General features: G+C 51.0%; 32 protein-coding genes and 1 pseudogene. 11 read left to right on the forward strand and 22 right to left on the reverse strand.

The genetic code is table 11. The features are described 5' to 3' along the window. Nucleotides 1–101: 101 nt before the first annotated feature. From QMG93_RS00905 to QMG93_RS00915, 3 genes are all read right to left on the reverse strand, one after another. A complete protein-coding gene (locus QMG93_RS00905; protein WP_010493293.1) occupies nucleotides 102–938 on the reverse strand; it encodes a carbohydrate ABC transporter permease in 837 nt (278 codons plus the stop codon). Nucleotides 939–954: 16 nt separating this feature from the next. After that, nucleotides 955–1,893 carry a carbohydrate ABC transporter permease gene (locus QMG93_RS00910; protein ID WP_253415938.1) on the reverse strand — a complete coding sequence of 313 codons (939 nt, stop codon included), beginning with the start codon at nucleotides 1,891–1,893 and terminating at the stop codon, nucleotides 955–957. Between the two features lie 272 nt (nucleotides 1,894–2,165). Further along, nucleotides 2,166–2,795, reverse strand: a complete 630-nt coding sequence (locus tag QMG93_RS00915) for a stalk domain-containing protein (protein WP_281933018.1) — start codon at nucleotides 2,793–2,795, stop codon at nucleotides 2,166–2,168. A 159-nt stretch (nucleotides 2,796–2,954) separates the two neighbouring features. Here QMG93_RS00915 and QMG93_RS00920 point away from each other — a divergent pair, with 159 nt between their 5' ends. Beyond that, the gene (locus tag QMG93_RS00920) at nucleotides 2,955–4,025 is read left to right on the forward strand and encodes an FUSC family protein (protein WP_281933019.1); all 1,071 of its coding nucleotides are present in this window, start codon (nucleotides 2,955–2,957) and stop codon (nucleotides 4,023–4,025) included. A gap of 86 nt (nucleotides 4,026–4,111) precedes the next feature. Continuing rightward, nucleotides 4,112–4,435, forward strand: coding sequence for a helix-turn-helix domain-containing protein (locus QMG93_RS00925; protein ID WP_281933020.1), 324 nt, complete (start codon nucleotides 4,112–4,114; stop codon nucleotides 4,433–4,435). Between the two features lie 84 nt (nucleotides 4,436–4,519). On the opposite strand, the gene QMG93_RS00930 is transcribed toward QMG93_RS00925, so the two are convergent. The 4 genes from QMG93_RS00930 to QMG93_RS00945 all read right to left on the reverse strand — a co-directional run bounded on the left by QMG93_RS00930 (nucleotide 4,520) and on the right by QMG93_RS00945 (nucleotide 7,026). Beyond that, on the reverse strand, nucleotides 4,520–4,819 hold the full coding sequence (locus QMG93_RS00930) for a putative quinol monooxygenase (protein ID WP_281933022.1): 300 nt from the start codon (nucleotides 4,817–4,819) through the stop codon (nucleotides 4,520–4,522). Next, entirely contained in the window at nucleotides 4,816–5,814 is a 999-nt protein-coding gene (locus QMG93_RS00935; RefSeq protein ID WP_281933023.1) for a helix-turn-helix transcriptional regulator, read from the reverse strand. Before QMG93_RS00935 ends, QMG93_RS00930 begins: the two co-directional genes overlap by 4 nt. Nucleotides 5,815–5,867: 53 nt before the next feature. After that, nucleotides 5,868–6,365 carry a DinB family protein gene (locus QMG93_RS00940; RefSeq protein ID WP_281933024.1) on the reverse strand — a complete coding sequence of 166 codons (498 nt, stop codon included), beginning with the start codon at nucleotides 6,363–6,365 and terminating at the stop codon, nucleotides 5,868–5,870. A gap of 118 nt (nucleotides 6,366–6,483) precedes the next feature. Next, nucleotides 6,484–7,026: a DUF1697 domain-containing protein gene (locus tag QMG93_RS00945; RefSeq protein WP_281933025.1), complete on the reverse strand. Its 543-nt coding sequence runs from the start codon at nucleotides 7,024–7,026 to the stop codon at nucleotides 6,484–6,486. Nucleotides 7,027–7,246: 220 nt separating this feature from the next. On the opposite strand from QMG93_RS00945, the gene QMG93_RS00950 reads away from it, so the two are divergent. The 8 genes from QMG93_RS00950 (at nucleotide 7,247) to QMG93_RS00985 (ending at nucleotide 12,525) form a co-directional block, all read left to right on the forward strand. Further along, complete coding sequence (locus QMG93_RS00950) at nucleotides 7,247–7,792, forward strand: GrpB family protein (RefSeq protein ID WP_281933026.1); 546 nt, start codon at nucleotides 7,247–7,249, stop codon at nucleotides 7,790–7,792. Nucleotides 7,793–7,815: 23 nt separating this feature from the next. After that, entirely contained in the window at nucleotides 7,816–8,232 is a 417-nt protein-coding gene (locus QMG93_RS00955) for a GNAT family N-acetyltransferase (protein ID WP_281933027.1), read from the forward strand. Nucleotides 8,233–8,245: 13 nt separating this feature from the next. Next, nucleotides 8,246–9,076, forward strand: coding sequence for a metallophosphoesterase family protein (locus QMG93_RS00960; RefSeq protein WP_281933028.1), 831 nt, complete (start codon nucleotides 8,246–8,248; stop codon nucleotides 9,074–9,076). Nucleotides 9,077–9,095: 19 nt separating this feature from the next. After that, nucleotides 9,096–9,476 carry a hypothetical protein gene (locus tag QMG93_RS00965; protein ID WP_281933029.1) on the forward strand — a complete coding sequence of 127 codons (381 nt, stop codon included), beginning with the start codon at nucleotides 9,096–9,098 and terminating at the stop codon, nucleotides 9,474–9,476. A gap of 39 nt (nucleotides 9,477–9,515) precedes the next feature. Further along, complete coding sequence (locus QMG93_RS00970; RefSeq protein WP_281933030.1) at nucleotides 9,516–10,289, forward strand: methyltransferase domain-containing protein; 774 nt, start codon at nucleotides 9,516–9,518, stop codon at nucleotides 10,287–10,289. A gap of 32 nt (nucleotides 10,290–10,321) precedes the next feature. Further along, nucleotides 10,322–10,663, forward strand: coding sequence for a cupin domain-containing protein (locus QMG93_RS00975; protein WP_281933031.1), 342 nt, complete (start codon nucleotides 10,322–10,324; stop codon nucleotides 10,661–10,663). Nucleotides 10,664–10,850: 187 nt separating this feature from the next. Then, nucleotides 10,851–11,699, forward strand: coding sequence for a hypothetical protein (locus QMG93_RS00980; protein WP_281933032.1), 849 nt, complete (start codon nucleotides 10,851–10,853; stop codon nucleotides 11,697–11,699). A gap of 208 nt (nucleotides 11,700–11,907) precedes the next feature. Then, nucleotides 11,908–12,525, forward strand: coding sequence for a hypothetical protein (locus tag QMG93_RS00985; RefSeq protein ID WP_281933033.1), 618 nt, complete (start codon nucleotides 11,908–11,910; stop codon nucleotides 12,523–12,525). Between the two features lie 230 nt (nucleotides 12,526–12,755). On the opposite strand, the gene QMG93_RS00990 is transcribed toward QMG93_RS00985, so the two are convergent. From QMG93_RS00990 to QMG93_RS01020, 8 genes and pseudogenes are all read right to left on the reverse strand, one after another. Beyond that, nucleotides 12,756–13,034: a hypothetical protein gene (locus QMG93_RS00990; RefSeq protein WP_281933034.1), complete on the reverse strand. Its 279-nt coding sequence runs from the start codon at nucleotides 13,032–13,034 to the stop codon at nucleotides 12,756–12,758. Between the two features lie 381 nt (nucleotides 13,035–13,415). Next, nucleotides 13,416–13,863 (reverse strand): annotated as a pseudogene (locus tag QMG93_RS35290) (transposase). Beyond that, nucleotides 13,839–14,177, reverse strand: a complete 339-nt coding sequence (locus tag QMG93_RS00995; RefSeq protein WP_281933035.1) for a transposase — start codon at nucleotides 14,175–14,177, stop codon at nucleotides 13,839–13,841. Before QMG93_RS00995 ends, QMG93_RS35290 begins: the two are co-directional and overlap by 25 nt. A gap of 55 nt (nucleotides 14,178–14,232) precedes the next feature. Beyond that, nucleotides 14,233–14,643, reverse strand: a complete 411-nt coding sequence (locus QMG93_RS01000) for a VOC family protein (RefSeq protein ID WP_281933036.1) — start codon at nucleotides 14,641–14,643, stop codon at nucleotides 14,233–14,235. A gap of 102 nt (nucleotides 14,644–14,745) precedes the next feature. Then, nucleotides 14,746–14,940: a hypothetical protein gene (locus tag QMG93_RS01005; protein ID WP_281933037.1), complete on the reverse strand. Its 195-nt coding sequence runs from the start codon at nucleotides 14,938–14,940 to the stop codon at nucleotides 14,746–14,748. A gap of 1 nt (nucleotide 14,941) precedes the next feature. After that, nucleotides 14,942–15,835 (reverse strand): alpha/beta fold hydrolase, encoded by an 894-nt coding sequence (locus QMG93_RS01010; RefSeq protein WP_281933038.1) that lies wholly within the window; start codon nucleotides 15,833–15,835, stop codon nucleotides 14,942–14,944. Continuing rightward, nucleotides 15,802–16,446 carry a DUF4180 domain-containing protein gene (locus QMG93_RS01015; RefSeq protein WP_281933039.1) on the reverse strand — a complete coding sequence of 215 codons (645 nt, stop codon included), beginning with the start codon at nucleotides 16,444–16,446 and terminating at the stop codon, nucleotides 15,802–15,804. The genes QMG93_RS01010 and QMG93_RS01015 overlap by 34 nt, the downstream gene beginning before the upstream one ends. Nucleotides 16,447–16,523: 77 nt before the next feature. Continuing rightward, on the reverse strand, nucleotides 16,524–16,733 hold the full coding sequence (locus QMG93_RS01020) for a PadR family transcriptional regulator (RefSeq protein WP_281933040.1): 210 nt from the start codon (nucleotides 16,731–16,733) through the stop codon (nucleotides 16,524–16,526). Nucleotides 16,734–17,152: 419 nt separating this feature from the next. Between QMG93_RS01020 and QMG93_RS01025 the strand changes: the two genes are divergently transcribed. Further along, a complete protein-coding gene (locus QMG93_RS01025; protein WP_281933041.1) occupies nucleotides 17,153–17,611 on the forward strand; it encodes a DinB family protein in 459 nt (152 codons plus the stop codon). 60 nt (nucleotides 17,612–17,671) lie between these two features. Here QMG93_RS01025 and QMG93_RS01030 read toward each other — a convergent pair whose 3' ends face one another. The 7 genes from QMG93_RS01030 to QMG93_RS01060 all read right to left on the reverse strand — a co-directional run bounded on the left by QMG93_RS01030 (nucleotide 17,672) and on the right by QMG93_RS01060 (nucleotide 25,158). Continuing rightward, on the reverse strand, nucleotides 17,672–19,198 hold the full coding sequence (locus QMG93_RS01030) for a DUF4127 family protein (protein WP_281933042.1): 1,527 nt from the start codon (nucleotides 19,196–19,198) through the stop codon (nucleotides 17,672–17,674). 29 nt (nucleotides 19,199–19,227) lie between these two features. Next, nucleotides 19,228–19,905, reverse strand: a complete 678-nt coding sequence (locus QMG93_RS01035; RefSeq protein WP_281933043.1) for an N-acetylmannosamine-6-phosphate 2-epimerase — start codon at nucleotides 19,903–19,905, stop codon at nucleotides 19,228–19,230. 29 nt (nucleotides 19,906–19,934) lie between these two features. Then, nucleotides 19,935–20,990: a Gfo/Idh/MocA family protein gene (locus QMG93_RS01040; protein ID WP_281933044.1), complete on the reverse strand. Its 1,056-nt coding sequence runs from the start codon at nucleotides 20,988–20,990 to the stop codon at nucleotides 19,935–19,937. Nucleotides 20,991–21,029: 39 nt separating this feature from the next. Continuing rightward, complete coding sequence (locus tag QMG93_RS01045) at nucleotides 21,030–21,893, reverse strand: sugar phosphate isomerase/epimerase family protein (RefSeq protein ID WP_281933045.1); 864 nt, start codon at nucleotides 21,891–21,893, stop codon at nucleotides 21,030–21,032. 29 nt (nucleotides 21,894–21,922) lie between these two features. After that, nucleotides 21,923–22,810, reverse strand: a complete 888-nt coding sequence (locus tag QMG93_RS01050) for a carbohydrate ABC transporter permease (RefSeq protein WP_281933046.1) — start codon at nucleotides 22,808–22,810, stop codon at nucleotides 21,923–21,925. Further along, entirely contained in the window at nucleotides 22,810–23,736 is a 927-nt protein-coding gene (locus QMG93_RS01055; RefSeq protein ID WP_281933047.1) for a carbohydrate ABC transporter permease, read from the reverse strand. The genes QMG93_RS01050 and QMG93_RS01055 overlap by 1 nt, the downstream gene beginning before the upstream one ends. A gap of 75 nt (nucleotides 23,737–23,811) precedes the next feature. Then, nucleotides 23,812–25,158, reverse strand: coding sequence for an ABC transporter substrate-binding protein (locus tag QMG93_RS01060; protein WP_281933048.1), 1,347 nt, complete (start codon nucleotides 25,156–25,158; stop codon nucleotides 23,812–23,814). Between the last annotated feature and the right edge of the window lie 45 nt (nucleotides 25,159–25,203).

Raw genomic sequence — 25,203 nt, forward strand, 5'->3', positions numbered from 1 at the left:
CTCGGGTCATGATGATGTAGGTCTCTATAGCTGCATTCTAATGCTTTCACGCCCAAAACGATGTGTCTAATTTTTGCCTGTCCCGTGCAATATTTTGACCTTTATCCTTTTACCCCACCCAGCGAGATGCCGTTAATGACCTGCTTCTGCAGCACGACGAAAATAATCAGCAGCGGCAGAATCGCAGACAGCGAAGCCATCATGATCACCGCGTAGTTGTCGGCGAATTCGTCCTTGAACATTTGCATCCCCAGCGGGATCGTATACAGACCTTTGTTGATCAGGAAAATAAGCGGCGTCTGGTAATCGTTCCACGTCCAGATGAACTTGATGATGCCGACCGTTGCCAGAATCGGCTTACAGAGCGGCAGGATGATGCTCCAGTACGTTTTGAAATAGCCTGCGCCGTCGATTCTGGCCGCCTCGATAAAATCACTGTGAATCCCCATCATAAACTGCCGAAGCAAAAACGTGAAGTAGATGGAAAACATACCCATAAGAACCATGCCTGCGTGCGTGTTGTACAGATGCAGCCATTTCATCAGAAGATAGCGCGGCACGAGCGTCGCCTGCTCGGGAATGACCATGAACGTCAGCAGCATGCCGAAGGCGAGATCCCGGCCTTTGAAGCGCAGTTTCGTGAACGCAAACGCCGCCATCGACGAGAAGAAAATGGTGCACGCCGTCATGATCAGCGCCAGCTTGAGCGAATTTAAGTAAAAGAGGTAAAACGGTACCTTGCCCAGCCAAACCTCTTGGAAGTTACCGATAAAGTTCCAATCTTTCGGAATCCAGCGGATCGGAAACTCCATGACGTCCTTCTCGAACTTCGACGCGGCCGAGATCATCCAGATCAGCGGAACCAGGAACAATACGGAGAACGCTCCGAGAAGGATCGTCAGGAGCCATTTAGTGAGATCGAATTTTCGTACTGGCATACCCTTCTACTCCTCTCTAGTAATGTACTTTGCGCTTCTGGAGCTGCCAAGTGGCCAGCGTCGCCAGTCCGACAATCGCGAACAGGAGCCAGGAAATCGCGGAAGCGTAGCCCATCTTGAAGTTGCGGAAGCCTTCCTCGTAGATCCGGAAGACGATAACCGTCGAAGAGTCGTTCGGTCCCCCGCCGGTCATAAAGGCGACAAGGTCGAACACCTTGAACGAAGACATCAGCAGCGTGATGAACAAAAAGGACGTCGTCGGCCCGAGCAGCGGCAGCGTGATCTTCGTAAATTTATGCCAAGGCGAGGCGCCGTCGATGCTGGCCGCTTCGTACATTTCTTCGGGAATGTTCGTCAGGCCCGCCAAGTAAATGACAATCTGGTAGCCGATGCCGGCCCAGATCGCAATAATAATGATCGAGAGCAGCGAGTAGTTCGAATCCGCCAACCATTTGGGCGGGTCCGTGATGCCGAGGCTGATCAGAAACTGGTTGATCGGCCCTTTCGAAGGATGATACAGCGCACTCCATACCGCACCAAGCGCGACGAGCGACGAAATGTACGGAATGAAAAAAGCGACCTTAAAATAGCTTTTCCCGTAAACGCGCGAATGAATAAGCACGGCTAGAATCAAGGCGAGCAGCATGCCGACCGGCACCGTGAGCACCGTGTAAATCAAGTTGTTTTTGAGCGCCATCAGCACTTTCTCGTCATCGAAGAGCTTCGCGAAGTTCTCGAGTCCGACGAATTTAATGGAAGAAATGCCTCCGACCAGATTCCAATCGCTGAAGCTGAGATATAGCGAGAACACGACCGGAAATACGTAAAGCAGCACGATCCCGACAAATTCGGGAGCCAGAAACAGCCAACCGACAAGCGCTTCCTTTTTGGAATTGTTCCATTTGGATTTGGCCGCGTCGCCCGCCGTCCGGTTCGAAAGCTTGTTTGTCTCCATCGTTATCACCCCTGTAAGTGAACAATACTATTGTTGATTCTTACTATATAAGAGGCTCCTCCCCCCGCGCTGCGGACGATTCTGACCGAGTTGTGCAAAATTTTTACCATGCCGGTAGATTGGAAGGAGGCGGGGCGGGCGGTTTTGTTCGGCGTCGGGCATAGCAAAAAGGACAATCCGGGTTGAGTCTCAACCGAATTGTCCTCTTCGGGGTATTATTCGTAATTTCCATTCATATCGTGTGGATAATGTAGCAGCCGGGTACTTACTTATTACTTATTGCCCTTTTTCACTTCTTCCAGGGTGATGACATTCGCTTCGATCAGCGGAGTGATCTCCACACTAAAGTTCATGCCGTTGATGATAAGCTTCAATTTGTACTCCTTTTCATTGATCACGATTGTTGCTTCGTCGCCTGTTGCCCCGCCTCTGGTACCTTTATATTTTTTATCCAGGGCATCCAGCAAGTCTCTGAGATCAACCCAAGCCGCACCGTCTGCTTTGCTTGCGGCCTCATTCGATTTTTTTACGGATTCCTCCGCTTTCCCCGTGTCTTTCTTTACGTCCGCATCAACTTTTTTTACGGTTTCTGTGGCCGGTTTTTCGCTCTTGGCGAGGGGTGTGTAGGTCGTACTTGTCACATTGGTGAGTTCAATCGTTTGGGTGTCCTCTTTATACGACACGGTGTATCCGGTTAATTTCCCTACCTCGCGAACCGGCAAATAAGCCGTGCCCTCATATACAAGCGGAGCCGTTTCCAATGGAGTGTCCACACCGTTGATTTTGAAATTGAATTTGGCAAAGACCGCCTTGATTTCTTTGCCGATATCTTCTGCTGCAAATGCCGTTGCCGCCGAACCAAGCATCATTCCCACGGTAAGACCGACTATGAGTTTTTTCATTCTAGTAAACTCCTCTCCAAATGTGGAATAATTTTCATATAAGTAAGACGGAAGTTGTACGACAAATGTTTCACTTTTTTCTATTATTTTTCATTTTGCCAACGAGCCCGGATTCCGTGTAAGATAGTCGTGAATACTATTATTAAAGGAGGGGTGACTGTGACGTTCGGAGCCCGCGTATTGAAAACGGGGATTGCGGTTACCCTGGCACTGTATATTAGCGTACTGGTCGGTTTCACGCCCCCCGTCATCGCCGGAGTCGCTGCGATTTTTGCCATGCAGCCGTCCATTTACCGGTCGTGGCGTTATTTTCTCGAACAGCTGCAAACGAATACACTCGGGGCCGTACTGGCTTTGGTCGCCGGTATGATTTTCTCGAACGACCCGGTCGCGGTCGGTATCGTTTGTATCCTTGCCATTATGATCTGTCTGAAACTCAAAATGGAAGAAACCGTCGGGCTGACACTGGTGACCGTCATCGCCGTCATGGAAGCGTCCGGGCAATGGGACTTTGCGCTCAACCGGTTTTTGCTCAGCTTAATCGGGATCGGCTCCGCTTTTTTGATCAACATTACGTTCTTCCCTCCCCGTCCCAGAGTACAGTTCGTGAAGCAGATCGAATCGATTTTCTTCAAAATGTCTCTGCTGCTGCGCACGGTCATTTCGGACGAAATCAAGGAAAGCGTATTCCGCGACGAAAAGCAGGCGCTCGAAGGAGCCCTTAAATCGCTGACGGACAAGTACACCCTGTTCGAAGAAGAACTGCATAAGCTCAAGCGCGCCAAATTCAGCGAGGCCCGTCATTTGGTCGTCTACAAGCAAATGCTGCACACGCTGCATAAAGGGATGGCCGTGCTGGCAGCGGTGGAGGAGCATTATTTTCAAGCGAACCGCACTGCGGAGATCGACCGGGAATTCGACCGCCATCTGGAGAAGCTGATCAAGTTCCACGAGCACGTGCTCTTGAAATTCGAGAATAAGCTGAAAGAGAACATTTCCGAAGCCGCAGTTATCGAAGTGGAGAATGACGGTTTCCTGAAGAGCCTAATAAACCGGTACGCCGATGCCAGCGACGGCGACCTGCGCCTCTCGATCGTAGCCGCGGCCATGTATGATTACGGCTACCAAACCGGCAGGCTGAACAAGCTGGTCGAGCAGTTCGACCGCGGCGCGGAGGATAAGGAGAACGAGCTGCTGGAATCCGTGTCAGCGTGGATTAGTAAGAAGTAGGGGAAACGGCCCTTTTGCAGACGATGCGCTGTAGGAGGGCTTTTGCATCAAGTAACCGCGCGGGATGAAATGTGAGGTGACGAGCTATGTCCGTACTTGCCGAACGATTGCGGCACCTAAGAGAAGATAAAGGCTGGTCCCAAACCTATGTAGCCGAACGATTAGGTATCAAACGCAGCAGCACTTACGCCAATTGGGAGTATGGGATACGTGATCCGGATACCGAAACGTTGGTCAAGCTTGCACAAATCTTTGAAGTGACCACAGATTATTTAACCGGAGCATCGGACCATGTCCAGTTTCCGGCATTAGATGAGCTGGATCGGAAGCTATTTCAAGCGATTCGCATCTTAAGCGATGAAGATAAGGAATACGTGCTAGGATTCATACAACGGATTAGAAATAAGTAATGACATGACTGACATAATAAAAACCAGGATGCGCTGTGACGCACACTCCTGGTTTTTCGCTTACCTATACGTAGAACTACCTTATCAAAACCCTTTTCCCCCGATCGGCCGGACCTTTACGCCGCTAGCTTCCGCGATCAAATGCCGGCAGCGCCCGATGAGCTCGCGCACTTTTTCGTTCTTCAGCGACGCGGCATGCGCCTCCTGGCTTTCCCACAGCTCCGTGATCCACAAGACGTCCGGATCTTCTTCAGCCTCATGCAGAATATAATAGATGCAGCCTTCCATGGCGTTCAGCGTATCGGCTTCCAGCATCATCTTCGCAAGCTCTTCCCGTTTCCCCGGGTGGGCGGTCAATTTTCCGAACATGGCGTATTTACTCATAATTCATCTTCCTTTCTGCTTGTGTGGTTAGATAGCATCGCTTCGTAATGCGCGTATATGCGGGCGCTAGTCTCCGACATTTTCCGGACGAGCAGCTCCGACTCAATATGCAATGCCGTACTGTACGGCATCAGAAAACAGGGCACGTATGTCTGCAGCGTCGAACGTTCCAACCGGAATACGGCTTCTTCAGGCCGACGCTCCACAAGCGCATGGCCGAACAACCAATGCCGGCAAAGCTCGTTCAGCACCTGCTCCTTCCCTTGAATACGCACGGTCTCGAACTCTGCGGGCCCGGACGGATCAGGAAGCAGGCTGCTGAGCATATGATCCTTGGCGGAGAACCCCGCCGGACGCTCGAAGCGTCCCTCGGTCTCCCGCAGCCGGCGTATGCGATCCACGCGAAAGCTCCGGATCTCTCCCCGGTAGCCGCAATGCCCGACCGCATACCAGCTCCCTTTCCAGAAGACAATGCCGTAAGGATCGAACAGCCGCGGAGGAGAGGCCTCCCCCTTGCCCCGGTCATATTCCATTTCCAGCGTCCGCCCCTGTCCGGCCGCCTCCTCCAGCACTTGCAGATGGCTCTGATCCCCGCCGTCGGCGGGCGGATAAATGACCGACAAGCCGCCGCTATGGCGCTCAAGCAGGTCTAGCTGCTTCTCGTTCGCATAACGCTTCAGCTTGTCCACTGCCCGGGCCAAAGCGTCTGAGTACGGATACCCGGCCTCCTTGGCGAAGATCGTGGCATGGATCAGCCCCTTCTGCTCCTCGGCATCGAAGACGAGCGGGGAATCGGCAAAACGGCTCAGAATGCTGTAGCCGCCGTTTGGACCCGATTCCGCGACGATCGGCACTCCGCTGGCGCACAAAGAATCGATGCAGCGGTAGACTGTCCGCACATGGATCTCCAGCTCGTCCGCCAACTGCTTGGCAGTCATCCGCTTGCCCGAGCGAAGCATCCAGAGGATCGATAACATGTTGTCCGCTTTCGTCATGGTCCAAACCTTCTTTCCCGCAATCGTCTGGAAACGTTTCTTTTGTACGCTGGTCAGTCCAAAGGCGCCTTTCCCTTATCCACCCAAGTGTCGTAAGTCGGACCGTAGATTTCAGGGGGACGCAATCCGGCTTGCCTCATCAGCACCGTCATCTGGCCCCGGTGGTGGGCTTGGTGCATAAGGAAATACCGCAAAGCAGCACTGATCGGCCATTTCCCTCCCCCAATCGTGCGCGACTCGCGAAGCGTGTTCTCGGTCCATTGCGTCGTTACGGCTTCGAGCAAAGCCTGATTGATGCGCCGGTACTCCTCGGCGATGCCTTCCGCCGATTCCGGAGCTTTCGCGCCTTCGCTCACTCCCTTGAAATCAAGACCCAACGAGGTCATAAAATCAATCGACGTGACCAGATGCCAAGCCAGCGCTCCCAACGTGCGGCGATCGGCGTCAATCCTCCGTTGTAACGACTCGTCGGTCAGTCCGCTCAAAACCTGAGCGGTCAATTCCGCCTCCTTCTCCCACTCCGCCGCAAAATTCGTTATCGTCGTAAACATACCCATTCCTCCCGGGATCTTTTTTTATCCTCATTATGAGTATAATTTCAGATCCCTGACAGAAACGGTCAGTCATTCTGATGAGCCATTCATTCTTTTCCGGACGGCAGTTTTCCAGTTAAGCCTGCATCGCTTTCGCCAGCGCGGCCAATTTGTTCATCGTATTCCAGTTGCGCGTGGTTACCGTATCGCCCAGCTTGTTCAAATGCTTCGCCAGCTTGGAATCCAGTATGCTTCGACGGAACAAGAAGTAAATCTCGCATCCATGGATGTGGTATTCATCGTTATCTCGTTCGCTGGCGGATAATAGGTCGATCACCTTCTGCGGCGGCGTTTCGGTCAAGACGGAAACGTGGATGCTCTCGCCTTCCGCCAAGGGGATATCCGCATATGGGCAATCCGCAATGATTCGTTCCAGCTCCTCGGCCGTTCTTATGACAACGGTGATCGAAATGCCAAAAGCAGTTCTAATCTCCTCTTCGATCCGCTGACGTAGCGTCTCCGGGCTCTCTTCCGATTCGAACAGGACATTGCCGCTTTGAATATACGTTTGGACCCGATGCAGGCCCATCGTTTCCAGCATGCGCTTCAATTCGGCCATCTTGATCTTATTATGTCCGCTCACGTTAATTCCCCGCAGCAGTGCGATATAAATAGTCATTCTGCCACCTCTTCTTCGGAGTATAAATATAAAATCGGGTTGTGCTTGGCCGTGAATTTGCTAATTCTTAGTATACCTTCGCCGCCCCCTTTTGAATATGTTTGTCATAGGTCGGAACGATATGTTGTCCATGACGGACCGGAGCTAGTACGGTATTGTTTTTTCGCAGGGAGCCAATTTTTGGTATACTAACTTTAAAAGGAACAGCGCGAGGTGAATCATGAAAGACCCGGTTATCGTCTTGCCTTACAACGATTCGTGGCCTGATGAATTCAAAATCATCGGAGAGCGCATAAGACAAGCCTTGGGAGATGCCGCCATACGAATCGACCATGTCGGGTCCACTTCCGTGAAGGGGATCGATGCGAAGCCCATCATCGACATTCAAATTTCGGTGAAGCAGCTTACATCCCCGGAGACTTACAAGCCGCAGTTGGAAAGCATCGGCTTCATTCACCGGGAGGATAACCCCGACAAATCCAAAGCCTATTTCAGAGAACGCCCGGGAGCGAAAAGAACCCATATCCATGTCAGGGAGCATGGCAGTTGGTCCGAGCAGCTGACCCTTCTATTTAGAGACTATTTGCGCTCCCATCCGGAAGCTTGTACGGCCTACGTCAAGGAAAAGCATCGTCTCATGGAGCTATACCGGAATGAGCGGGAGAGCTACGTGGAAGGGAAAACCCCTGTGATCTGGAGCATTTTGCAGCAAGCGCATTCCTGGTCTCAAAAAACGGGATGGAAGCCCGGAAATAGCGACAGGTAAACCACGAAACGGAGGAGAAAAACATGAACTACCATTTAGAAAGAGTCGACAGCGAATCGGACGAATACGGGTTCGTTCGGAATCAATTGATAGCCTACAATCTCAAGAACGTGGACGCTTCCTACGATTTCATAAACTTCATCGTAAAAAACGAAAGCCAAAAGATCATCGGCGGACTGCTTAGCCGTCAGTTCGGTGAAGGTATTTTTATTGAAATGCTGTGGGTAGATGAAGGCTCGCGTAAATTGGGACTGGGTTCGCGCTTGCTTGAAGAGATCGAACAAGCCGGAAGGCAGCAGGACGTAAAACTCATTTATTTGGACACCTTCAGCTTCCAGGCTCCGGATTTCTATAAAAAGCACGGCTTCGAGGTGTTCGGGACTCTGGAGGATTTTCCGGTCCAAGGGTGCACGAAATACTTTTTGAAGAAGACTCTGTAGCAGGTAATGGAAAATGGTGAAATTCGACCTGATATCGGACGTTCACTTGGACTTTTGGGTGGAGCATTCGGGGAATTTGACGAAAATGAACCGGCAGTTGGATGCTTTTATTCAGTTGCTTTTGCCTGCCTCTCCCTCAAGCACCCTAGTCATCGCCGGTGATCTCGGACACTTCAATAAGCAGAATATGATGATGCTTACAAGGCTCAAGGAGCGCTACCATCATATAATCATTGCAGCAGGCAACCACGACTATTATTTAGTATCGAAATCCATCAAAAATAAATACAAAAAGAACTCGTTCCACCGATGGGCCGAAATGAAGCGGCTCCTTGAGCCACTGCCGGACGTGCATATCCTGGATGGAAGCTCGATCGAAATCGACGGGATTCGGTTCGGCGGCTGCGGCATGTGGTACGATTTCCAGTACGGTCTCCAAGTATTAAAAGCCGACGAGGACCAGATCTACGACCATTGGAAAACCATTTCGAACGATTCCGCGTTAATTGAAGGAAGACCGCGATTGGTGAACTGGATGTTTCAGGAAGAGAATCGGAAGCTTCACCAAGTTCTCCCGGACAGTGATGTTATCGTAACCCATGTATCGCCGGACTGGACGCATGTCCCTGCCGACCGGGCAGAACAACTAGCGACGAGCTTTTATTATTTTGACGGCTCGGAGTACTTTGGGCACATTCACAATAAGATATGGTGCTTCGGGCATGTGCACAGCCGAATGGATTACACCAGCCATGGCTGCCGGTTTATTAATGCATCGCTGGGTTATCCGGACGAGAATGACGGAGTACCGCAACCTATCGTGACTGTTCAACACAAGCCGTAACGAAAGGATCGCGTTGCCAATGCATAAAACCTATCCCATTTTGCATGTGGTTTTGGTTATTCTGTGCTGCCTGTCCTTCATCTACGGAGCCAAGCTCATCGCCGATGCCATTCAGGCTGCCTTCGTGCCCAAGCATTCGAGCAAGCCACAAACACTGTCCACCACAATGCTCCTAACGGACGAAGAGGCGGCGAGCTATGTGGGGCTGCCTGAAGCCAGCTTCAAAGAGCTGGTCAACAAGTCGGAAGCGATCAGAGAGAAGCTGTCGGCTTATGATACGCACAAGTATATTTCGTTCTTCCAAATGAACGGTCACCGATATTACAGCAAAAGCACGTTAGACAAATGGATTGACTACCATATGCAACATTCAAGAGGAAAAGATCCGTTTAGTAGTTAATTCGCCTTTATACCAACATACATAAAGGAGCGATATCCTATGGCTTCCAAGACCTCCTCGTTCTCCCAATCGATTCAGTCCTACTTAACTTCTACCCAGATGCCCTGGGGACAGTTGTTCTATGCGACAGCCTGGCATCAAATCGACCGTTTTCTCGAAGAGGCCGGACAATCGATCCTGGATATCGGCTGTGGCTTCGGCATCACCAGCTTGGAGTATGCCAGAAGAGGGAATCAGGTAACGGGCATCGACCCTACGCCGGAAATGATCGAAATCGCGAAGCAATCCGCAGCGGACCACCGCATAAGTATCGATTACAGGGTGTCCACGCTTCAAGAGGAGCTTGCCTTACCGGAACAGTATGACTGGATATTTTGCCATAACGTCCTGGAATATGTGGAGGAGCCCGAAAAATTGCTCAATCAAATCGGCTCGAAGCAGAATGAACGCGGCTATTTATCCCTCATCGCTCATAATCCGGTTGGAAAAGTAATGAAGAAAGCGGTCATCCTTAAAGATCCCGAGGAAGCCTTGCATGGCCTCGAAAGCGATCAGGAATATAGCAGCGTCATTGAAACGGGCATCACCACGTATCCCTATGAACGGCTGTATCAGTGGCTTCAGGAAGCGGGTTACGAAGTTCTCGACCGGTGCGGCATCCACAACATCTACGGATACATTGCCGATAACGAAATCAAGCAGCAGGAAGAGTGGCACCGCCGGGCCGTAAAACTGGAGCTCGAATTAGGACGTCTAAGTCCGTATAGAGATATTGCGGTATTCACCCACCTCATTGCCCGAAAAAAATCATAGCTTCCACTACGAATAGCAAAGGATGGTACACAGTGAAATCAGCCCAAGAACTCGAAGTTGTCAATCTGTCTCAATTAAGCGGCAGCGTCGAAGAGCAGTACCGCAACGTTGTCGTCAGTACTGTCAATGAAAGCTGCCTTCGGCTGGCCGTCTTCACCGGCGAATATCAATGGCATTATCACCCGACCTCCGACGAGCTGTTTATCGTGCTGGAAGGCGAGCTGCTCATCGATTTCCAAGACCGCGACACCGTATCTTTGAAAGCCAACGATTCCATCACCATCCCTGCCGGAGTCGTTCACCGGACCAGATCGAACGTGCGGACGGTTAATCTGTGCTTCGAGCATACGGATGCCGACACGGTGTTTATTTAAGGCTCTTACAACGAAAATATGGAGGATGCCATGTGGTTAAAGTCGGCATATTAGGGACGGGATTTGGAAGCAAAAAATCTATTTCAATAAATTTTTTTAGTAAATCGTTTTAAAAATTAATGGGATTAGACGATATAGTAAAATAAGGATTGCTTTTACAAAAAAATCAAGGAGGAGGATCCTATTCATGCGCGTTTCCCTAGACTTACGGTCTTCGTTTGTCGGCGCACATGGTAATCACACGTACGCTCGGCGATCCAATGCGAACGAACAGCAGGAGCACAAGCAACAGCAGCAGGACAAGGTTACCATCCGCAAGCCTTTCCTTAACGGTCCCGGTCAAAAAATGGTGGCCATGGAGCGGTTAATGGAACAAAAGCAAGGGCTGATGGAACGACGAGGCAACTATTTAAGCGAGGCTTTGAAAAAAGGCACCAGTGCGGAATCGATGAAAGCGGAACTCGAAAACATCGACAAGCAAATCCGGGAGCTGGAAGAACAAATGAGAAAAATCCAGCTCGAAGAACAGCGGAAGGCAGCGGGATTAGACGAAGAGAGCAAGAAAAAGGGCGAGAAGTCGAACGCCTCCAGTCCTGGCGGCAGCTACCCGAATGAACGATCCCAAGAAGACTCCGTTGAATTTTCGAACACAATGCAAGCGGTTGTGTCGGCGAGCCAGGAGAAGCAGAACTTCGGCCGCATCAAGATGGCGCAAAATACGCTGCGAACGGAGGCTAAAGGCTGGGAACACAGCAACCCTGCGCGCTCAAGCGAATTGAAGGAAAAAGCCGAGAACTTAAACGGCAAGCTTATGGAACTGTCCGGTAATATCGCAAGCGACCTCGCTAAAGCGGTCCGGGAGGACGATAAGATCGCTTCTGCCAAGCCCGCAAAACAAACGAAGGAAGATGAAAACTCGGATAAGCCGCAGCAATCCGGGAGGAGACAGCTAACGGCGCAAGAAATCGAGACGTACTCGGAGAAGCGTAAAGCAAATAAATCACCCGTCGGAACGATCGTGAACTTGACGCTGTAAGCTTCATCGTACAAGTACCGGACTCCGACACAACTACTTACAAAATAAAGCACGTTTCTAGAACGGACGGGCGGCATGAAACGGCTGGCCTCGTCCTTCATGAAAGGTGCTTTTTTTGCGTCCCGCCTTGGGGTCTAAATCCAAAAATAGCGAAACCATGGAACCCCCTCGTCGTAAGCATATAAAAATAGATGAGGAGTGGTACACCATGTGGAAGCCTGTTGATACCCGATTTTACGCCAAACGATTGCCTGTTGCGATCGCTGCAATCGACGACGGCGGCGAGGCTAATTTTATTCGTACGGTTCTGGAACAATTCAATACGGTTACGCTGTTTCATGCGATCGGCACGCCGGGGGATTTTCTTCAAGTGATCGGGCAAGGAGAAGAGAATGCTCCGCCTTACCTTATTATTAGCGCTCATGGGGACAAGGGCGGAATTATTTTCGGCGAATATATCGAAGAAATCGACGTTTCGAGCTTGCACGATGAGGTTATGCTTCCGGAGACGATAGGCCAAGCGATCAACCTGCCGGGAACGGTTGTTATCAATACGGCCTGCTCCGCGGGCGTGGAAAAGGCGGGAAAGGCTTTTATGCAAGGAAACCTTAAAGCGTATATCGCCGCCGATATCGACGTTTCGGGAGAATCGGCCGCGCTGTTCATCATGCACTTTTTCCATCGGTTGATCAAGACGGAATCGCTGGAAGAGGCATGGCAGCACGCAGCCGCTTACGATGAGGAAAGCCGCGCCTACCGGTTGTACGTACAGGACGGCTTCTATCAGTTGACGCCGGAGGGACAACCTAGTAAATCTACCTATTAAGCTTGGGAATACTGCCCCTAGTGTTTAGTGATAATAAAGTAGTAGACCGGGACTCCTTATCAATCAAGGAATCTCGGTCATTTTATTTTTCAAAATATTAAAAAAAGTTTTAGACTCAATGCAGTATTGAAAGATATTACTTAATAAAATTCGAATAATATAATTGTAGACTAACCATTGAGCTATCGTTCACCGTTACTTCAACAAGTTACCGTCGATATACAAATGGGCTACTTCCCTAATGCAATAGCTGTGATAATTTGGATAATCTGATATATCATAAACGAAGCGAAGCCAAGTACCGAGATAGTTGCATAAATTCTTCGGGGATTCTGATACCACTTTGGAAATTGTTCCAATCGCTTAGGGGCTTGGAAACCTTGAACAATATCCCCATGTTTGATTACATCGTTATAGGGAACTCTCTCGTCTAAAGAATTCGATTGGGTTTGATTTACAGTAGAGTGAAGCGTCTCGTCATTAAATGGATTGTAGGAAGGATTATTCATTTTAGACCTCCTTCAAATTGCTATCCATACTATAACAATTTTTGCTAATTGACGTGGAGGTTTGTTAAACTATGCTGCCCGTTAGAGCGTAATAAAAACAAAGAACAGCTGCCGCGGCAAACTGTTACTTGTTTCGTTGAGCTATCGCTCCGTAAGCGTAATCAAGTTATCTTTTTCCTGAAATCGTGAATTATTTTATATATAGAATTGCTTATCATTCCCAAAATGGTGTACCAGTAAATAAAAAGCTTTCTCCATTTGCATACCTGCTAAATTCACGAGATGCAGACTTTTTCACATCGGTCGGCAGCCAATTGTTCGCTTCAGGCACACCGAGAGCGTTCATTATCACAATTAGCCGTAATTCAATAAATAATCCTTCTATTTGTGCCACATAATCATTCGGTAGCGGAAAGTTGAAATGTCTGATCCGAGGAACACAGTTTCCTCGTAACCTTGGCAGTTGTAGGACATCAACGAGTAGTAGGTGTTGTACTGCGACCTCATAGAATGTTTCGTTGTCTTGGTTTTACGTATGCCCTCTGTGAAGAGTATTTTGGCTTTTAAGGATTCGAAAGAGTAGCCCCTACCGATACGGTTAGCAAGCCTAATAAGGTTATTCACAGACTCCGTATAGGCGTTTGTGACGGGATGAGTTCTTCATCGCCGTAACGATAGACTTAAATGGAGCTCGCATCTCATCAGGAATGCGTCTTAGCCAATGCTGGTACTTGTCGTAGGCTTCCAGGCGGCTTTTGGAGTCCCATATCTTGAAGAAATCTTCCTTGAGGTCATAAGCCATTTTCAGCTTGGGATAGTTGCCGTCCATAAGTCCAGCAGTAGCATATCCTGGGCAGTGAGGTCATATTGACGCTTCAGCAGTACATATCTGTCACGCATGAGTTGTCGGCATTGTTTTGGTTCAATTTCTTTGCGGTGTGCTTTGCGAATATCCTCTAAGGCGGTGTTAGCCATGCGAACCACATGAAACTTATCAACGACAATCATAGCTTGCGGTAGAAACGCCTTCACAGCGTCTTTATAGGGATTCCACATATCCATGGCGACATATTGTATTAATTCCTTGTTAGGAAGCCTGCTGAGGTACTTTACAATCGTTTCCTTATTGCGATTCTCTAGCATATCGAATCGCACCCGTTTGGGGAATACCGAATGTTAAATTGAATGAGAGGAGAATTCAGTCATTAACCATAACATCCCATGCTACACCAAACTTATCCCTAAAATGACCAAAATAGTCTCCCCATGGTTGATCTTCAAGCGGATATATTATATTTCCCCCCTCACTTAACGCTGCAAATAAGCGGTCAGCTTCTTCTCGGGATTTTGGATTGAGATTTATTGTTACATTTGGAATCAAATCCCAGTGCATTGGTTCCTTAGTATCGCTTGCCATTAACCTACTTTCACCTAAATCAAGACCCATATTTAAAATAAGATTTTTTTCTTCATCCGGTAATTCTTTGTCACTCATATCCTGATAGCGTACAATTGGCCCTGCCAAATCAACCTTCAACGCATCTTTATAAAACGACATAGCCTCCTCTGTTTGACCATTAAATTTCAAATACACGTTTACCTTAACCATCGAACATCTCTCCTTCTTTTTATTCCCTTTTATTCTAGCATTTCAATTCCTGTATAACTTCTTCTCGATTGCTCAAATTCGGATTTTATGGTGGAAAAGAGCTTATAATTCGCCCTTCTCCAATTTCTCGATTAAGGTGGAAAGATCGATACCAAGCAGGGTTGTTTCTTCCGGTTCACGAATAACTGGTGGCATTTTGAACATTGGGAAGTATTCTTCCCGTTCATAGTTATCGATCCGCCGCTGATACTTAGGCTTACGTTCCTTTGCAAGCCCTTCGGTAAAGAGTAGTAACATATCAACTGCCCTGAGGGTTTAAGAATTTTAGTATTCTAACTGCCTGGTTGACAATAAGGTGGCCCGTATCCGGCAGCAGCTCAATCTTAGCTTGTTGTGCAAATTGTTGAAGTCGATTAATACTCTTGCTAGCAGGTATTAATTGATCAGAGTCGCCAAAAAGCATTAATATCGGCATCGTTAATTGATTAAGTGACTGATTATCAAATAGTGGCATTTTTGCAGTACGTGGCTTGAAATATTTGAAAGTAAGTGATGAGAATGCAAGATCTTCTTGCAATCCGGCCGATGATGAAGAAAGATTACCAGCACCCACTAATTTAAGAGTTTGTAGCTGACCCCATTTTCCAAGAAGTGAGAAGAAGATTGCTTTCCATAGGAAACTGGCTTTTTCATGCGCAAGCCCTCCGGGACAAAGCAAAACCAAGTTCTCAACTTTATCGGGATACGTGGTAGCGAAACTCAACGCCATCCAGCCGCCTAATGACATAGCTACAATTGAACAGGAGCTTAATCTAAGTGCGTTTATTGTTTCGTTCAACCATAGAGCATATGCACCACTTTCGTAGCTTGGCCGGCTTGCCGCTGATAATCCTGCTTCTCCAATAATGTCGATTGCATAAACATTGTGAGATTTAGAAAGAGAAGCTACATCGCCATACCAAGTGTAAGAATTCGATACGCTTCCATGCAGGAGGATCAGCGGGGGATTGTCCTTCGATCCTGACTCAATGACAAAAGTCGGTCCGAAACTTGTCTCAACTTCATATTTGCGGTTTTCCACCGGCCAGCTGGCAAGTATTTTTCGGTACTGTCCTAAAACTTCTCGTTTACCTGCTTCTGACTTATATATATTTTCCATCAGTTCTCGCCTTCTCTCTTTTTCAGAAGCCATTCTTCAGCTTCTTCTTTACTTTCATACATTCTAAAATGATGGCCTTTGTTCGTTTCCATGGCCATTTCTTTAAATCTGCCATTTTGAATGGTCTCCTGAGGAATAATAGCAGCAACCTTTATACCATAATTTATAAATTTTTGAATAATATCACCAGCAACTTTGGTTTTAAGTTTGAAGAAGTCCTCTGATAATGCTGCATAGTGTATCATAATCGCATTTGTCTCATGCTCCCAACACAAAGCTATTAGATCAAGTGCATCATTCTCTGTGCTTAAAGGTTCAGTAGTAGAGATCAGTTCAATATATTTTTTACTTTCTATTTCTCTAATTTGATAGTTCATTTTCTCCGCTTCCTCCACAACTTCATTTTCAAACAACTTCTGACGGGTTTCACGGACCCAATTTAGTTCATTATTATAGGTTGAAATAATGTTTTCTGAAATCATTTCCCATATTAAGCTTTCCCTAGTGCTTCTATTAGGTGAATGAAGAGCACGTCTGTATTTCTCATTCTGCATAATCAATTGCAGTTTGATTTCATTTTCATATTCTGAGAGTACATTACTTAATTCTTGATTACTTAACATATCTGACCAAGCAAGCTGCACCAAAAATGTTTTTTTTATCTCAGGAGCATCTGGTGATGATACAAGCCATTTTTTTAGTTCTTTAAGTCCTTCTTCTGTTATGGAATATATTTTTTTTGAAAGTTATCCTGATGGACCACTTCATTGGAAACAAATACATTATTTTCCATGTTCATTAGAGCCTTGTAAATTTGATTATTATTACCGGACCAATACATGAAGGAAGAATCCTCAAAAATCTTTTTTAGTTCATATCCTGTTGAGGACTTCCAACTCAGTATGCCTAATATTGCTAATTGAATTGACATAATTACACCTCGTTATCAATAACATAGGTTAATAGTAACACATGTTATTGTGGATGTAAATCGAATTATCTTTAATTGACCTAAGACGAAGGTATTTAATGAGGACCTATAGTACTTCTGGAATGGATACTACTACGATCAGCTGAAGACTCAAATAGGCATGCATAGGACTTTTTCTGAAATAGCTGATTGAGCAAGGTGAATAATTACTGGAGTTGACTTACCTCGAGGCTATTGATATATGTAAATAATTCCACCACAAAATCCGAATACCCAACTATTTTAACCCGGCATATCACTTTGATTTCTGGGAATCGACGACCATGCCGGATATTTATAAGCTGGATTTCCAGGGCAAAGCTTTATTAAACGTGAAAAGATTATGGAAGTAATCTGAACCGGTCTGAGGAGGAAAATGAATGCTGCGGTTATTTCGATACAATTGGATGGTGCGGGACGAATGGTTTGAGACCTTCGGGGCAATAAGTGAGGAAGAGCTGCTGCGCGAACGCACCGGCGGAGTCGGCTCCATCCTGAAGACGCTGTTTCATATCGTCGATGTGGAGTGCAGCTGGATTCGGGTCATCAAGGGCGAGCCGGACCCAGAGCCCGATTTCAATGACTTCGCGAGCTTGGACAAAGTCCGGCAGCTGTCTGCGCGGTATCGGAGCGAAGTCGAGGACTTTCTCGTACATTGGACCAATGAGTCCGATGGCGAACCGGTCACGCCTTCCGGGGCGGAAGAAACGTTTACCCAAGGCGAAATTTTAAGACATGTGATCGCCCATGAAATCCACCATGTCGGACAATTGTCCGTCTGGGCCAAGGAATTGGGTTTGCGGGCGGTTTCGGCTAACTTCATCCGCAGAGGCTTATAGATAGGCAGCCGCCGGCTCTCTGGGGGCCAGCGGGTGCCTAAGCTGTGGGACTAACCCCCTCTACCTCCTCTCGACACGCACGCGCAGGCCGACTTCGAACATCCGGCTCCACGGCATGCGGCAGTCGTCAATCACGACGCGATGCCCTTCGTCGTCGATCTGCTCCCGGGCAAACCCCTGCAGCTCCCGCTTCACGAGGTCCGCCACCGCCCCACGCTCTCCGTCGACCGAGAAGTACGTATGCCCCATGGACGGCAGGCACGACTGGGTGACCTGCTGACGGACGGAGGCGCAGTAGCCCGCATCCTCCACGAGCCGCATGGCCAGAAAATCGCGATGGCCCGGCGTATCGCCGTATAAGTAATAAATGAGTCCCTGCGAGAGGCACGTGCCGAGCGTATTGCCGTTGGTGTTCCAGCCGGCATAGGCGGCCAAGCGGAACAGCAGCCCCTTCTGCCGCAGCAGCGCAAGCAGCTCCAGATCAGAGCCGTTGGCATAGGCGACATCGGCGACCAGACAAGGCTTTTTCCAGCGGTGAACGACCTCGTGCGCCATTTCCGTCAATTCGACGAGGTTCCGCAGCACGGTATATCCACGGTTCGTATTCGGTAAAGCCTGCTCGCCGGCTTCGATCATCTGCTCCCCCGGCGAATTCACGCACAGAACCAGATCTGCTTCGCTGACGGAGGAAGCCATCAGCGCGCCTGCGGCCACGATGTGGCATTTTAGCGTCTCGTACAGCATCCGGTCTTCGTACAACGGCGTCACGAACGGACCCTGCACACTCGAAAAATGCGGGTAAATGAGCGGCCGGACGCCCATAAACCCGTTGATCATACGGGCCAGCAGCGTACAGCCGACCTCGTCGGCTCCCGGGTACATATAGACCTGAAGCTGCAGGCTCAGGCTCCGGATATGCTCGCGCACGCGCTGCTGGTCTACGGCCGTTAGCCCGAAGGGCGCCGAGTCGTCCTGCGGCACGATCATGAAGTCGACGATCCGCTCCTTCACCAGCTCGACTGCCCACCGGTTGACCTGCAAATTGACGTCTCGACGCTCCGTGTAATCCTGCCATACGACGTCAGGGATAGCCGTATCCAGCCGCTTCAGCTCCGCAAGCTCCTTCTCGTCCGCCAGCCCAAGCTCCGCCCGGTGCCTAAGATATCCCCGCCGAAAAATGTCCTTCCCCCACGCTTCGTAATAATCCGGTTCCTCGTCACCGCTCGAATAGCTCGGACAGCGCATGATCAGGTTGAAAGCATACAGCCGCAGCTTCGGATTAATTTGCTTCAGCTTGCGCAGCCGATCCAACCGCTCCCGGCACTGCTCCGGGGACAACTGGTGCAGTCTCGACGGCACGATGCCGCCGTACACCAGCGTATCCAGCGACACGATTACGCCGTCAGCTTCGGCCGCCCGCTCGAACAACCAAGCCCATAGCTGCTCCACGTCTGCAGGCGACTTTTTACGCCCCATCGCCTCCGGCTCCGGCCTCACAAGCCGAAAATCCGTACCGGCGGCCAGATCGGCCGGAAAATCGAAGTTGCACGGACGTTCGTCCAGCGGAACGTACAGTATGGTTCGCATGGCTTCCCCCTCCCCCGGCCTCGTCATCTCTAGCCGCTCTCCCGAATGGCATGTACGAACCGCTCGGTAATGTGCTGTGGACGGGTAATCGCCCCGCCGATGACGACGAACTGCGCCCCCGCGTCCAGCGCCCGCTTGACATCCTCCGGCTTGCCGTATCTTCCTTCCGCGACAACCGGAACTTGCACGGCTGCAGCCAAGCGGGCCACCAGCACAATGTCCGGCTCGGCCGATTGCGCGCTGTACGGCGTGTAGCCCGACAACGTCGTCGATATCCAGTCGACGCCGAGCTGCGCGGCGTACCGCCCTTCCTCCTCAGTCGAAATATCCGCCATAATCAGGATGTCCCGCCGCTTAAGCTCCTTCACCGTATCCGCCAGCGTCCGTCCGTCAGGCCGTGGCCGGTTCGTACCGTCCAGCGCAACAATATCCGCGCCGGCCGCATGGACGGCGAGTGCATCCTCCAGCGTCGGCGTAATATACACGTCGCTGCCTTCGCAGCTTCGTTTGTTCAAGCCGATCACCGGTACGGCGACGGCTTGCTTCACGGCAAAAATATCCGCGAGCCCGTTCGCGCGAATGCCGACCGCTCCGCCAAGCACGGCCGCTTTGGCCATCTCGGCCATATGGTGGGGGCCGAACAGCGGCTCCCCCTCATACGCTTGGCAGGAGACGACCAGGCCTCTCTCCGTAATTCTTTGTCTCATCTTATGATCTCCCAACCGCAAATAGGATGCTAAAACCGGATTTCCTCGCCCGACTGCGCCGATTCGTAGATGCCGCACAGCATTTTCATCATTTCCACGCCGTCCTGCACCGGGCTGATCGTCTGTTCTCGGCCTTGACAGCACGCGATGAAATGGTCGATTTCGTTCTGGAAGCCGCGTTCGAAATCAAACGTCAGATGATCGATCTGCGGCGTTATGTTCAAAATTGTATCGTGCCGCTCCGTGACAATCGTCAGCTCCGGCTCCACTTCGACCCCGCCTTTGTCCCCGTACAATTTGACGGCGAATTCGTCCTTCTTGGTCTGAAGCGTGAAGCTGACATCAACGAGCAAGGAAGCTCCGTTCTCGAAACGGATCATCGCGTTGGCCAGATCCTCCACCGTATTGTGCTCGTTGTAGTCGGCTGCCTTATAGTAATCCAAATGTTGAATATGGCTCCGGTTACCCAGCTTCCGGTACGCATTGCCGCTGATGGATTTGACCTTCGGCTTGCCCATCAAGTACCAACACAGATCGATGATATGAACACCGAGATCGATGAGCGGACCGCCGCCCGAGCGCTCGATGTCGGAGAACCAGCCGCCCGGATTGCCGAGCCGGCGCAAGCAGGTCGCTTTGGCGTAATAGATTTCGCCCAGTTCGCCCGCATCGATGAACTTCTTTAGCACGCGCACATTGGTGCCATACCGGCGCACATACCCGATCTGCAGCGTCTTGCCGCTTCGGGCGACCGCCTCCTCCACCTGAAGCGCTTCCTCCACCGTCTTGCACAGCGGCTTCTCGCACAACACGTGCTTGCCCGCCTCCAAGGCGGCGATGCTGATGGCGGCGTGGCTGTTGTTCCATGTGCACACGCTCACCGCGTCGATGTCCGGATCGGCAAGCAGCTGCTTGTAATCCGTAAATACTTTTCCCGCTCCGTAGGCTTCCGCCTTAGTTTTCGCCCGCCCCTCGTTCAAATCGCAGATCGCCGCAAGCTCCACCTCCGGGTTGCCCGCATAAGCCTTCAAATGCATTTCCGAAATACTTCCCGCTCCGATAACACCGATTCTCACTTTACTCATGACGAATCCTCCCGATCCGAATATGTTCAAGCTTAAAATTTACAGTTCCTTCCACAGTGCGCGAACATAATCCATGCCGATTCTGGCTCCCTGCCTGCAATCTTCCATGCCTTCAAACTCGATGGACACATACCCGTCGTAGCCCGACGCCTTGATGATGCGCAGCACCTCCGGCATATCGATGTCGCCCTGACCGACAATCGCCCCGCGCAAGTAGCCGCCGCCCGCCGACCGGAACCATCCTTCGCCGGGATTCCGGTACGAAGGCCGGACGTAAAAATCTTTCACATGCACCATCGAGGCGATGGGAATGTTTTTGCTGACGGCCGGAACGGACAGCTCGTCGACGCATAGGAAATTGCCCACATCGAGCGTCGTCCGAAAATTGTCCCGGCCCACCCGTTCCACCAGGCGCTGCACCCGGTCGCTGTGCTGGATGTAATACCCGTGATTTTCCACGCTCGTGACGATTCCGTACGAAGCGGCATGATCGGCTACCTGACGGCAAGCCTCCGCTACCCGCTCCAGATCGGCTTCGAATCGGGAGATCGTCGTTTCCGGCAGCGGCCGGGACGCCGCATCGTGCCGCATGAGCCGGATGCCCATGCGGTGCGCAAGCTCGACGTGCTTTTTGACCCGCTCAATTTCCGCCAAGTACGCCTCGTCAGACTCTGTCACAAAGTTCGCGCCGATCGCGTAATTGGACAGCTCGATGCCGCACTGCGCCGCTTTTTCCCGGATCCGGTCCGCCAGCTCCGGCTGCTCCAGCAAGTCATACTCCAGCGGCACGATTTCCGCATGCTCGCCCCCGTTCTCCGCAATCCATTCGATAATGTCCAGGATGGTCCAGCCTTCGCGCTGCACCGCCTGATACAAGCTGTAGGAACTGATACCCAGCTTCATTGTCATTTCCTCCCCGGATACTGCTTTGGTTATTTCATCCCCGTGATGGAGATGCCCTCGATAAACTTTTTCTGCACAAAAAAGTACAGAATGACGATCGGAACGGTGAACAAGGTCGAAGCTGCCATCAGCTGCCCCCAAGCCACTTGATTCTCGCGGATGAACTGCTTCAGCCCGATGGATAGCGTCCATTTCTCCGGATCGTTCAAATAAATGAGCGGTCCCTGAAAATCGCCCCACGCCGCCAGAAACGTGAACAGCCCCACGGTCAAGATCGCTGGCTTCGCCAACGGAAGGATGATTTGCGCATAGATGCGAAACTCCGAAGCGCCGTCGATTTTCGCCGACTCCGTCAGCTCGTGCGGGATGCCCATAAAAAACTGCCGCACCATGAAAATGTAGTACGCCATGCCGGTGCCGAACCACGAGGAAAGCACGATCGGCCAGTACGAATTGATCAGATCCAGCTTGTTGAACAGCACGTAAAGCGGAATCATCGTCACTTGAAAAGGAAGCATCAGCGTGCTCATCATGACGAGGAACAACGCATTTCTGCCCTTAAAATGAACCCGTGCGAACCCGTAAGCGACAAGCGGCGCGATCACCACAACGCCAAGCACGCAAAGGCCGGAAATCAACACCGTATTCATCGTGTATTGGAAAAACGGGATGGCCTTCATCGCATTGACGTAGTTGCTCCACTGGACCGTCTCGGGCCACCACCGGACCGGCACGACGAAAATTTCTTCATCGGTCTTAAGCGACGTGATGACCAGCCAGACGAACGGCAGCAGAAACAGCAGGCCGACGAGCACGAGCGGCAGATGCGTCACCCAGCTTGGACGTGCCCCGAAGGCGTGCTTCCGCTTATTCCGGCTGACGGATAAGGAAGACGTTGCGGCAGTTGCCTTGGACATTAGCGCTCACCTCCGTAGTACACCCAACGGGCCGATGTTTTAAAGACAAGAAAGGTCAACAGAAAGACGATAACGAACAGCACCCAGGCCATCGCAGACGCGTAGCCCATCCGCAGGAACGAGAACGCCGTCTGGTACAAGTACACCGCGTAGAACAAAAGCGAATTTTCCGGTCCGCCGATCGCCTGCCCGTTGCCGTCCGCGAACACGTAGCCTTGGGTGAACATTTGCAGCGCCCCGATAACGCCCATGATGACCTGAAACAGCGTCATCGGCGAGATCGCCGGCAGCGTAATGTGGCGGAATTTTTGCCAGGCGTTGGCTCCGTCGATCTCTGCCGCTTCGTAATACATGCGCGGCACGTCCTGCAGGGCGGCCAAATACATGATGCTTGCCGTCCCCGTTCCCCAGAAGCCCATCAGGATCAGCGCGGGCTTCGTCCATTGCGGCTCCAGCAGCCACACGGGCTGCGGCAGTCCCAGCATGCCCAGCAGCTCGTTGATCAGCCCGTACTGCGCGTTCAGCAGCCACATCCACAGCAGCGTCGCGGCAACCGTCGGCACGAGCGTAGGCAGAAAATAAATCGTACGGTAGAGCGATTTTCCCTTAACGTCTTTGTTGAGCAGCATGGCAATGCCGAGCGCGAACGCCAGATGCGGGAACAACCCGAACACCGCCATAAAAAGCGTATTGTACAGCGATTGCCACACCTTGCCGTCCGTGACCAGCTCCGTGTAATTCGCGGCGCCCGCCCACTGCGGGGCTTCGAACAGGTTGTACTCCGTCAGGCTGTAATAGAACGAGGATATGATCGGCAGCAGCTGAAACAGCAAAAATCCGATCAGCCACGGACTGATAAAGCACAACCCGACGAAGAGACGCTGACGCTCTCTGCGTTTGATTCCGATTCGATTGACTGCATCCATCTCCGGTCCTCCTCCTCTTCGATGTCCGGTTCGCGCGAACGGCACGATAACCGCACGCGCGAACCTCACCGTTTCTTATTTCTTGCTTGCTTTATCCGCTTTCGGCTGGATTTTGGCCACGACGTTATCCATCGCCTGCTGCGGCGCGATCTGGCCCTTGAGCGCTTTTTCCGTCTCTTCGTTCAGCGCCTGCAAATATTCGTTGATGTAGACGCTGTTCGGAAACCCGTTCAGGTTCGCGCTCTTCGCGCTCTCGTAAAATTCCCACAGCGATTTCGTCGCTTCATTCTTGGTCAGCTTCGGGTTATCCAGCGCGCTCAGCAGCACCGGAATCGTCTTCGCTTTGGTCGCGTACTCGATCTGCACATCCTCCGACAAGAAATACTGCATCACTTTCCAGGCCGCTTCCTTGTTCTTCGCTTTCGCCGGGATAAACATGGCGACCGGGCTGACCATGCCCGCGTTCTTCAGCTCGGGCCGCTCTTTCGGATAAGGGAACGGAGCGACGCCAATCGCTCCGCCTTCGCCGCGCTTGTCGTTGTACATGTTCTCCCAGCCGATCATCATGCCGAGCTTGCTGGTGACAAGCGGGTCCTGCGGCGTGTCGGCCTTGCCCATGCCGGATTTGAACTTGGAGATGCCCTCGCTGCCGAACTCCTTGTAATACTCCGTCTGGTAAGCAATCGCATCGACGTTCGCCTTCTGGGCGGCCGTCAGCTTGCCCTTGCCGTCATCCCAGGAGCCGCCGAAGATGATCGGCCAGAAGACGTTGTCGATCCACGGATAGTCGGGGATGAAGCCGACCTGCTCGTAGCCGTTTTTGCCGTCCTTCTTGGTTAATTTTTTCGAGACCTCGAACATCTCTTCGAGCGTTTCCGGCGGCTTGGAAATGCCCGCGTCTTGAAACATCTTCTTGTTGTAGTACAGCCGGCTTGCCATGCTCATCGAGATCGGGAAGCCGTATACTTTGCCGTCCACCTTCATACGCTCCAAGGCGGCGGGAATGATTTTCTTCGTATCGAAGTTCGCCTGCTTGACGAAATCGTCAAGGTTCAGCACCGCGCCTGCTTCGGACCATGGACCGATGTTGTTCCAGAACGTGAACATCAGATCGGGTGCACTGCCGCCGGAGATCGCGGTGAGCTGCTTCTGCGGGTCCTGGTTGCTCAGCGCCTTGACCATAATTTCGTTCTGGCTGGCGTTGAAAGCCGACACCATCTGATCGAGGACGGCCGCTTTATCGCCGGTGTAATGGTTCCAGAGCTGAACCGTTACTTTCCCTTCCGCCTTTCCGTCGCCGGAAGCAGCCCCAGACCCCGTTCCGCCCGCGTCCTTGCCCCCGGCACATCCGCTAAGTCCTGCCGCCGCCAGCACGGTCGCCAGCAGCGCCGTCATCGTTTTATGCGTTGTATTCCGTTTCATGTCAGCCACCCTTTCGATCGTATGTTTACGCTTCTCTGCCACCAC

This window comes from Paenibacillus tyrphae, assembly GCF_027925525.1.
In the GTDB taxonomy this organism is placed as follows: Bacteria; Bacillota; Bacilli; order Paenibacillales; family NBRC-103111; genus Paenibacillus_G; species Paenibacillus_G tyrfis_B.

Bases quoted from the DNA above. Each gene is read 5' to 3' on its own strand.
- QMG93_RS00940 (WP_281933024.1), bottom strand. From the start codon at position 6,365: ATGTTTACGACGATAACGAATTTTGCGGCGGAGTGGGAGAAGGAGGCG.
- QMG93_RS00955 (WP_281933027.1), top strand. From the start codon at position 7,816: ATGAACTACCATTTAGAAAGAGTCGACAGCGAATCGGACGAATACGGG.
- QMG93_RS01025 (WP_281933041.1), top strand. From the start codon at position 17,153: ATGCTGCGGTTATTTCGATACAATTGGATGGTGCGGGACGAATGGTTT.
- QMG93_RS00995 (WP_281933035.1), bottom strand. From the start codon at position 14,177: ATGCTAGAGAATCGCAATAAGGAAACGATTGTAAAGTACCTCAGCAGG.
- QMG93_RS00980 (WP_281933032.1), top strand. From the start codon at position 10,851: ATGCGCGTTTCCCTAGACTTACGGTCTTCGTTTGTCGGCGCACATGGT.
- QMG93_RS01030 (WP_281933042.1), bottom strand. From the start codon at position 19,198: ATGCGAACCATACTGTACGTTCCGCTGGACGAACGTCCGTGCAACTTC.
- QMG93_RS00925 (WP_281933020.1), top strand. From the start codon at position 4,112: ATGTCCGTACTTGCCGAACGATTGCGGCACCTAAGAGAAGATAAAGGC.
- QMG93_RS01060 (WP_281933048.1), bottom strand. From the start codon at position 25,158: ATGAAACGGAATACAACGCATAAAACGATGACGGCGCTGCTGGCGACC.
- QMG93_RS00905 (WP_010493293.1), bottom strand. From the start codon at position 938: ATGCCAGTACGAAAATTCGATCTCACTAAATGGCTCCTGACGATCCTT.
- QMG93_RS00930 (WP_281933022.1), bottom strand. From the start codon at position 4,819: ATGAGTAAATACGCCATGTTCGGAAAATTGACCGCCCACCCGGGGAAA.
- QMG93_RS00985 (WP_281933033.1), top strand. From the start codon at position 11,908: ATGTGGAAGCCTGTTGATACCCGATTTTACGCCAAACGATTGCCTGTT.
- QMG93_RS01005 (WP_281933037.1), bottom strand. From the start codon at position 14,940: ATGTTACTACTCTTTACCGAAGGGCTTGCAAAGGAACGTAAGCCTAAG.
- QMG93_RS01020 (WP_281933040.1), bottom strand. From the start codon at position 16,733: ATGTCAATTCAATTAGCAATATTAGGCATACTGAGTTGGAAGTCCTCA.
- QMG93_RS01000 (WP_281933036.1), bottom strand. From the start codon at position 14,643: ATGGTTAAGGTAAACGTGTATTTGAAATTTAATGGTCAAACAGAGGAG.
- QMG93_RS00910 (WP_253415938.1), bottom strand. From the start codon at position 1,893: ATGGAGACAAACAAGCTTTCGAACCGGACGGCGGGCGACGCGGCCAAA.
- QMG93_RS00960 (WP_281933028.1), top strand. From the start codon at position 8,246: ATGGTGAAATTCGACCTGATATCGGACGTTCACTTGGACTTTTGGGTG.
- QMG93_RS00950 (WP_281933026.1), top strand. From the start codon at position 7,247: ATGAAAGACCCGGTTATCGTCTTGCCTTACAACGATTCGTGGCCTGAT.
- QMG93_RS00945 (WP_281933025.1), bottom strand. From the start codon at position 7,026: ATGACTATTTATATCGCACTGCTGCGGGGAATTAACGTGAGCGGACAT.
- QMG93_RS01010 (WP_281933038.1), bottom strand. From the start codon at position 15,835: ATGGCTTCTGAAAAAGAGAGAAGGCGAGAACTGATGGAAAATATATAT.
- QMG93_RS00915 (WP_281933018.1), bottom strand. From the start codon at position 2,795: ATGAAAAAACTCATAGTCGGTCTTACCGTGGGAATGATGCTTGGTTCG.
- QMG93_RS00965 (WP_281933029.1), top strand. From the start codon at position 9,096: ATGCATAAAACCTATCCCATTTTGCATGTGGTTTTGGTTATTCTGTGC.
- QMG93_RS01055 (WP_281933047.1), bottom strand. From the start codon at position 23,736: ATGGATGCAGTCAATCGAATCGGAATCAAACGCAGAGAGCGTCAGCGT.
- QMG93_RS01035 (WP_281933043.1), bottom strand. From the start codon at position 19,905: ATGAGACAAAGAATTACGGAGAGAGGCCTGGTCGTCTCCTGCCAAGCG.
- QMG93_RS01050 (WP_281933046.1), bottom strand. From the start codon at position 22,810: ATGTCCAAGGCAACTGCCGCAACGTCTTCCTTATCCGTCAGCCGGAAT.
- QMG93_RS00970 (WP_281933030.1), top strand. From the start codon at position 9,516: ATGGCTTCCAAGACCTCCTCGTTCTCCCAATCGATTCAGTCCTACTTA.
- QMG93_RS00990 (WP_281933034.1), bottom strand. From the start codon at position 13,034: ATGAATAATCCTTCCTACAATCCATTTAATGACGAGACGCTTCACTCT.
- QMG93_RS00935 (WP_281933023.1), bottom strand. From the start codon at position 5,814: ATGACGAAAGCGGACAACATGTTATCGATCCTCTGGATGCTTCGCTCG.
- QMG93_RS01040 (WP_281933044.1), bottom strand. From the start codon at position 20,990: ATGAGTAAAGTGAGAATCGGTGTTATCGGAGCGGGAAGTATTTCGGAA.
- QMG93_RS01045 (WP_281933045.1), bottom strand. From the start codon at position 21,893: ATGAAGCTGGGTATCAGTTCCTACAGCTTGTATCAGGCGGTGCAGCGC.